The sequence below is a fragment of the Streptomyces sp. NPDC048018 genome (genome assembly GCF_043202995.1).
Lineage (GTDB): Bacteria > Actinomycetota > Actinomycetes > Streptomycetales > Streptomycetaceae > Streptomyces.
Genome location: NZ_JBIDBK010000021.1, coordinates 20,907 through 28,075, shown reverse-complemented (window position 1 = coordinate 28,075; position 7,169 = coordinate 20,907). Strand labels below are relative to the sequence as shown.

Sequence of the window (7,169 nt, the reverse complement as noted above, 5' to 3'; positions counted from 1 at the left end):
ACCTGCCACAACAGACGTCCACTGCCTCAGCCGTCCCGAACCGGTCCGCCAGCTGAACTGCAATGAAGCACCCCTGCCGGGACAAAACGCTCTTTCAGGTATCTGCCGGCCGCTGCTGAGGCCGGTTGTGGACGGTGATGGTGCTGGTCATGCAGACCGATGCACCGTTCTGGGACTTGCTGGTGTTCGAGGGGATCGACGAGGTGGATGTTGATGCGGTTACGGCCGCGTTCGGCACGATCGAGGTGGCGGCGAAAGGCCGCGCGGCCGGGGCGGCATGTCCGGACTGCGGCTGCTTCTCGGACCGGGTCCACGACCGTTACCAGCGCAGGCTGAAGGACCTTCCACTCGCTGAGCAGACCTTTGTGATCCGGCTGACGGTCCGGCGCTTCATCTGCGGGTCGGCCGGCTGCCGACGCCGGACGTTCGCCGAACCGTTCTCCCGGCTGACCGCCCCGTACGCACGGTTCACCACGCGGCTCAACCGCGTCCTGGAGCGAGTGGGGCTCGCCCTGGCGGGGCGGGCCGGTGCCCGGCTGGCGGCCCAGCTGGGCTTCGCCGCGAGACGGATGACCTTGCTGCGCAGGGTCATGGCACTACCCGATCCGTCGTTCAGTACTCCTCGGGTGCTGGGTGTGGACGACTTCGCGATCCGTCGCGGCCAGACCTACTCCACCGTCTTGACCAGCGTCGAAGACCGTTGCGTCGTCGATGTGCTCCCGACCCGGGAAGCCGGGCCGCTGGCCTCCTGGCTAATCCGCCATCCCGGCGTGGAGATCATCTGCCGCGACCGGGCGGGCGCCTACGCCGAGGGCACCCAGCGCGGCGCCCCCGACGCTGTGCAGGTCGCCGACCGGTTCCACCTCTGGCAGGGCCTCGGCCGAGCCGTGGAGACCTGCGTCGCCGCCCACCGCGACTGCCTGCGTGGACCCTCGCCCAGCGACATGCCACCGCAGGACACCCGACCGGCTCCCGGTCGGCCGCAGGACGACTCGGAGCCCGTCGGCCGGCGGGCCGAGCGGAAGAAGGCAGCACACGCACTGGTCCACGAGATGCTCGCCCAAGGCCACTCACGTCGGGCGATCGCCCGGCACCTGGGCTGGGGCCTCAGCACCGTGCTCCGGTACGCGAACGCCGCACGTTGGCAGGACACCATCCGCGACAACCGGCGCCGGCCCAGCAGACTGGACCCCTACAAGAGCCCTACCTGGAACGACGCTTCGCCGAGGGATGTACCAGCGTCACCCGACTGCACGGCGAGCTGATAGCCGAGCACGCCCCGGTCACCTACGGCATGGTCCGCGCCCACATCGCCACCTTGCGCGGGGCTCCGTCCGCCGCACCACCTCGGCCACCGACGGTGCGGCAGGTCACCGGCTGGCTCACCCAGCACCCTACCGCCCTGACCGAGGAAGACCGGGCCGGCCTGAAGGACGTCCTGGCCCGCTGCCCCGAACTGGACACGGCCACCGGACACGTCCGCGACTTCGGCGAGATACTCACCGACCGCCTCGGCTGCACACTCCCCACCTGGATCAACGCGGTCGACGCCAGCCAGTTGCCTGGCCTCACCGGCTTTGCACTCCACCTGCTCCGAGACCTCGACGCCGTGACCGCCGGGCTCACTCTCGACTGGAGCTCCGGCAGCATCGAGGGCGCCGTCAACCGCATCAAGAAGATCAAAAGGCAGCTCTACGGCAGGGCAGGGTTCGAACTACTCCGCAAGATGATCCTGCTTCAGTGACTCTCCGCGACCGCGACCCCAGATGTTGCGCCAGAAACGCCTTCTGACCTCAATCGTCAGAAGTGCGGACCGACAGTGGGATGTGAGACCAAGGCACAGGCCGCGACTTGCAGTTGTGCTTCCCATGCCGCCTCGTCGAGCCCCAGCGTGTACTCGATACAGCACGCGCATGACGGGAGTAGCGCCAAGAACGCTTGCTCCTCAGCGGTCACGACCTCCGTCTCCGACCACTCGTCCGATGCCAACTCGGCAAGATCGACCTCCCCGGCGGTGAATCGCGCGGCCAGCCTGCGCAGCGCGTATCGTCGGGCCATGTGGCGATCGGGCAGCCGGATCCCCAATTCTTGAAGAGCCTGCTCGAATACGCCACGGATGTCCCGGGGGTCCGCATGACGCGGCAGACCGGCGAGCTCGCACAGGGCCGGCGCATCCATTCCGACTGCGAGTGCCTGGGCAGCGGTCATCGGGAGGTCTTCCGGACACACCTGATCCGCCTGATACAGCCACGCTGCCTCCAGCAGGGGCGGATACGCGCTGCGGACAGGGCTGCCAGGTTCGGATGTGTCGTCTGTCGCTGCCATGATTCATACGATGCCAGCACGGCTGGCAAGAGTGCCCGAAAATTTCGACTGTCCCGGCAAACGCCCTGCGGGCTGACCCAACTCGTGCTGTTGCCCCGGTGACACTCTGCGACGACTCCCCAAGATCTGTGCCAGAACCCGTAACTCGCTGACAAAGCCAGGTGACAGTGAATTTGGATCGATTGCCATCGAAGTTGGACTGTCGGATTCTGTGTGTGCTGGTTACCAGGAACGGCTCCGCGGGTGCTTCAACTGCGCCAGTGCTTTATGGGTTGAGCAGCCTGGCCTTAGCTGCTTCGTAGTCGTCGATGCTGATGGCGCCAGTCTCGAGGAGCTGGTGCAACTTCATGAGGTCGTCCGCCATAGAGGCGGCCGCAGAAGCGGCTGGCTGATGCCGTTGTGCGATCGCCTCACTGATCGCTGCGCGAAGTTCCTCGAAAGCCGGAGCCTGCTTCTTGGTGACCATCACGCTGTTCTCGTCCTTGGCCGCTTCGGCAGTCTGACTGCCGAAGCGGGAGCGTTGCTCATTACCACCAGGGAGGGTGAACTGGATGAACCCGTTGACCAGCACGCCCGGCGGCTTCCACTGGATGGCGCTGATCTGCGAAATGTGGATGCGTTTCTCGCCTTTGCCTACGCCCGCGCGGGCCAGGAGCCCCTTGCGAGTGATCGTCACGTACTCGCCGTCGAAGCTGACCTGCCCGCCCTGTCCTTTTGCTTCGATCATGCATCTAGCATCAGGCTGGTCCGGTTCGCCTGCCACCGTTCAGAGCGCCACCGACTGGACTCACCGACCTGGTCCAGCTTCGATGGCAACCGAACCAACTCCGCTGTCACCGGACACGGCGCAACGCGGGCGATCGTCTTGGGACTGTGCGCGTTGTCGCAGGTCAGACCCGCAACGCGGGCTACGGCGCCCGGCGCGTTGCATCCCGCGTTGCGCCTCCGGCGGGTCAGCCTGGACTCGGGACCAGGGGCCAGACGTGCGGGCCGGCGTACTGCCCGCAGCCGGCGCACTCCAGACAGAACTGGCGCGGGACGCGCGGGCAGTCGCAGATCGGGTTGTAGTCGGGGTCGTCGTTGCCCTTGAACCGCTGGACAGCGGATTCACGCGATAGAGAGCCTCCAGGGCGGCAGTCTTGCCTGACTCGTTCTTACCCACGAAGGCAGTGATATCGCCTTCGAGGGAGAACAGAGTGGAGTCGTTGATGCTCTTGTACTTGGTGATGTGAGCGGACTGCAGGCGCATCGAGTCTCCTGTGCTGACCACGCCGCCGACAACAGCGTCGGCGAACGAGATCACGCTACGCCTTAGGAGTGACAACCGGGCTCGAAATTGCTTGCGGGCATGGGCCCCGTACTGCAGCGGCTTGAGCCGTGGCGAGGGCGGGGCCTGGGACCGGCGCGCTATGACTGAGTGCTCCAGTTGGCGGCTTGAGCCGTAGCCGGGGATGTCGGGTTTCAGAGCGGCTGGTGTCGGAAGGCGGCCCAGGACTAGCTTCCTGTCTATGACTGACCAGTTCGATGCCCAGCTGGATAAGGCCCTGGACAGCATGCGCGACATGCTGCCGGAGAGCTCCTTGCTCTACCTGGAGGCAGAGCTTCGCCGGATTCACGCTGAACGGCCCGACTTGACGGGGTCCGAGGTCGTGAACATGGCTTTTGATGTGCTCGAGGGGGAAAAGATCGACGCCCGCCTTGCTATGGAGGCGGTACATGCGCAGGTCGCTGAAACGGCCGCCGCCGAGGCTCGCGATGCCTCCATGCAGAGGATCGCAGAGCGCTCGGCCGAGCTGGATGCTGTCGAAGCCCGATACCCCGGGAGGGCTACGTTGGCTGAGGCGCTCGCCGACGCCGGGCTTTCATGGGCCTACCTCGGTTTGAGTGAGGAGGATGGCGTCCTCGCTGAGGAGATCCGCCGAGGGTTTGGGAAGTAGGAGTCCGGCTCGACAACGGTGTGGCTGAGCGCTTCCGCCGCCAGCGCCCTCGACTCACGCCGACTCGCATGCTCATCCGCCAACTGAAGCGCTCAGTTACTCGCGCGGTTCAGGCCCCGCCGTGAGGGGGTGATCACAGATCGATGTCGAGCCGTTCGACGTTGGTGAACTCCACGTCCAGGCCGTGTGCGCGGGTGTTGTTGGCGCGGAAGTACATCTGGGCCAGGCCCTCGGCGGCGATCTGGCGGAGCTGGTTCTCGCCGGCGCCCTGCTCCCGTGCGCTGAACAGCTGGTCGGCGTACTCGGGCGGCAGGGCCTGGGTGATGTCCCGGATCCGGGCATCGTCGGTCGTGCCGCCGGCGGCTTCGAAGCCGAAGCGGGCGCGGGTGGAGACGACCAGCCCGGTCGTGGTCGCAGCCTTCTGCCTCGCCTTGGCGCGGACCTGCGGCTGCCACCTCTTCTTCACCTCGCCCTCCAGGCGGGCGCGCAGGTCCTGGCGGGGCCGCTTGAGCTTGCCCGTCACGTACCGTTCCACGGTGCGCTGGGAGATCCCGAGGGCCTGGGCGGCGGCCTTGGTGCCCTTGAGTTGCTTGACGAGGTACTTCATCTGGGCCTGGGCGCTCTTGGGAGCGGGGCGGGTGAACGCCTTCTCCAGTGCGCGGTCCAGGCTGTCCCCGAGCGAGTCCACCACGGTCTACTCCCCTTCTCCGGCGGTTGGGTCGGCGGTCTTGATGAGGTTGGAGATGTTGAAGACGCCGCCGCGCTCCTCGAACTGCTGCTCCGCCCACAGGACGGTCTGGGTGCCCTGGTGCTTCACCATCCCCGGCGAGACCCCGAGCCGGAAGCCGCCGGGTACCGGCTTGCCCTCGGGCGTGGTCGGCAGGACGTCCAGCGGGGACGGGCCGGGCGAGGGGTAGACGATCGCGTCGGTGCCGATGGAGATCGGGTACAGGTCGGCGGCGGCCGCGGTCTTCATCAGCTTGCGGTGCAGGCCGGTGCGCTGGTTGGCGAGGACGGCGGCCCGGATGTCGGGGCGCCAGTTCACCCGCTCCAGCGCCGGGTAGGGCTCGTAGTACGGCACCTGGCCCCGCGAGCGCTGACGCAGCTTGCCGATCGCGCCCTTCGCCGTCGCCTTGATCGCGGTCTCCAGCAGCGCCATCGTCGGGTCGACCTGCTTGCGCCGGGCCATCGCCTCGAGGAACTCCTGGCCCTGGAGGTCGGTGGTGACGCCCATGTCGGCCATCGTCTCCACGTACGCGTCGCGCAGCCGCTTGTACCAGGAGTCGAGGTAGCGGCCGGTCTGGGTGCGCACATACGCCTCGATCGGCGCGACGTCGAAGCCGAGCTCCACCGCGTAGGCGACGGTCGGCGTGGAGTACCAGGCCGGGCCGGTCGGGCGCTCGCCGGTCGGCGTGAACGGGCTCGGGAGCCGGTCGCCGTCGACGGTGCGGCCGTTGACCCGGACGCGGGAGAGGTCGACGTGGGACAGGTCGACCAGCCAGGAGCCGGGCAGCGACGCGTCGAACTGCGGGTTGCCGGTCAGGTGGGTCGGCCCGTTCAGCCCGATCGTGAGCCCGTTCGCGGCCGCGGCGTACGACATGTTGATGTCGATGGCGACCAGGTACGGGTTGGCGCACTCCTCGTCGGTCAGCGGCCGGCACCAGTCGTACGCCTCCTCCATCAGCATCTCGGCCGGGGTACGCAGGTGGTGCCGGGCGAACTGGCCCTTGAGGATCGGGTGCTCGTCGGGGACCTCGCACGGCACCACCGGGTAGAGCTGGGTGAGCGCGTCCTCGTTGTACGCCCGCTCGAACTCACCGGTCGCCGGGTTCTTCTCCGCGCGGGTCGGCGGGCGCAGCGCGGTCATCAGCTCCAGGCCGGTCGTCGCGGTGGAGCCGCGCGGCGTCATCACCCGGGCCGCGTACAGCCCGAGGTACTGGACCAGGTCGGCCGGGTGCATCGTCAGCAGCAGCTGCGGGTCGTCCTTGCGCCCCCACTCGCGGACGTCCAGGGCGTGCCAGGGCAGGATGCACAGCTGGACGAGAGGAGGGCCAGGGTACACAGCCCGGAGTCGGCGGCCTGCCCGCGCCCCGGCGGGGTACGTTCGACTGCCCGCAAGAGCAGCCCGTCCGCCTGCACGATCTTGCTGGTGCCGGCGACGGCGGACGCCGCCAGGGCCGGCGCCGCGGTGTCGGCGTCGGACAGGACCGTGGTGGACGCGTCCAGCTGTCCCAAGTCCAGTCCGGGCTCGGCGATGATCGCCGCCTGGTCGAGCAGATCCTCCAGATGCTGTCCCAGCTTGCGGTTGTAGAGCCTTATAACCAACCGGAGTTCGGGATTGAGCCGGCGGGCAAGCAGCGCCGCCCGGACATTGGTGTCATCGTTCTCGTACACCAGTGCGAGGGCGGCTGCCCGCTCCACGCCGGCGACGGCCAGCACCTCCTCGTCGGGCTCGGTGGCCTCTACGACGCGCAGGTGCGGATCCGCCTGCTCAGCACCAGGAAGGCGATGGCTCCTGACCATCGGGACGCGGCTCAGCAGGCTCAGGCCCCGACCGGCGCGGCGCCCCAGCGTCGGCTGCTGTCCTCGCGTCCCGGGAACCACGAGGGTCACGCGCTCTTGGTATACGTCCCGCAGCTCACCTGCCAGCCGTCTGGCCAGACCGTCGTCACCACAGACGACCATCCAACCGCCGGGCAGGGGAAGTTGGGACGGGGAGAAAGTCGACACTGATCAAGAATGCACGGCCATGGGCAGACGGCCAACCGGCCGGCCCGTTCTCAGCAGGCCCAGGGCCCGGCCGCTCTTGGGCAGGCCTACAGCTTCACCTCGTGGAAGGCGGCGGATGCGCTGCGCTCCGCCTAGCCTTGCAGGTCCTGACGGGTCAGCTCGTCAGTGTTGCGAGCC

7 protein-coding genes and 1 pseudogene are annotated in these 7,169 nt (G+C 67.8%); 3 read left to right on the top strand and 5 right to left on the bottom strand.

Annotated features, from left to right (window positions below; all coding sequences use genetic code 11):
• Positions 1-149 precede the first annotated feature (149 nt).
• Both ACGF1Z_RS35185 and ACGF1Z_RS35180 read left to right on the top strand, forming a co-directional pair.
• Positions 150-1,265, top strand: coding sequence for an ISL3 family transposase (locus tag ACGF1Z_RS35185; protein ID WP_393010661.1), 1,116 nt, complete (start codon positions 150-152; stop codon positions 1,263-1,265).
• 95 nt (positions 1,266-1,360) lie between these two features.
• The gene (locus ACGF1Z_RS35180) at positions 1,361-1,744 is read left to right on the top strand and encodes a transposase (protein ID WP_393010659.1); all 384 of its coding nucleotides are present in this window, start codon (positions 1,361-1,363) and stop codon (positions 1,742-1,744) included.
• 56 nt (positions 1,745-1,800) lie between these two features.
• On the opposite strand, the gene ACGF1Z_RS35175 is transcribed toward ACGF1Z_RS35180, so the two are convergent.
• Both ACGF1Z_RS35175 and ACGF1Z_RS35170 read right to left on the bottom strand, forming a co-directional pair.
• Entirely contained in the window at positions 1,801-2,325 is a 525-nt protein-coding gene (locus ACGF1Z_RS35175; protein ID WP_393010658.1) for a hypothetical protein, read from the bottom strand.
• A 265-nt stretch (positions 2,326-2,590) separates the two neighbouring features.
• The gene (locus ACGF1Z_RS35170) at positions 2,591-3,052 is read right to left on the bottom strand and encodes a DUF4429 domain-containing protein (RefSeq protein ID WP_393010656.1); all 462 of its coding nucleotides are present in this window, start codon (positions 3,050-3,052) and stop codon (positions 2,591-2,593) included.
• 781 nt (positions 3,053-3,833) lie between these two features.
• Between ACGF1Z_RS35170 and ACGF1Z_RS35165 the strand changes: the two genes are divergently transcribed.
• Complete coding sequence (locus ACGF1Z_RS35165) at positions 3,834-4,262, top strand: hypothetical protein (protein ID WP_393010654.1); 429 nt, start codon at positions 3,834-3,836, stop codon at positions 4,260-4,262.
• 133 nt (positions 4,263-4,395) lie between these two features.
• Here ACGF1Z_RS35165 and tpg read toward each other — a convergent pair whose 3' ends face one another.
• The 3 genes and pseudogenes from tpg to ACGF1Z_RS35150 form a co-directional block, all read right to left on the bottom strand.
• Positions 4,396-4,953: a telomere-protecting terminal protein Tpg gene (gene tpg / locus ACGF1Z_RS35160; protein ID WP_393010652.1), complete on the bottom strand. Its 558-nt coding sequence runs from the start codon at positions 4,951-4,953 to the stop codon at positions 4,396-4,398.
• Between the two features lie 3 nt (positions 4,954-4,956).
• Positions 4,957-6,324, bottom strand: a complete 1,368-nt coding sequence (gene tap, locus ACGF1Z_RS35155; RefSeq protein WP_393010650.1) for a telomere-associated protein Tap — start codon at positions 6,322-6,324, stop codon at positions 4,957-4,959.
• Positions 6,255-6,947 (bottom strand): annotated as a pseudogene (locus tag ACGF1Z_RS35150) (NAD-binding protein); the annotation flags it as partial. The pseudogene ACGF1Z_RS35150 and the gene tap, both read right to left, overlap by 70 nt.
• Positions 6,948-7,169 lie beyond the last annotated feature (222 nt).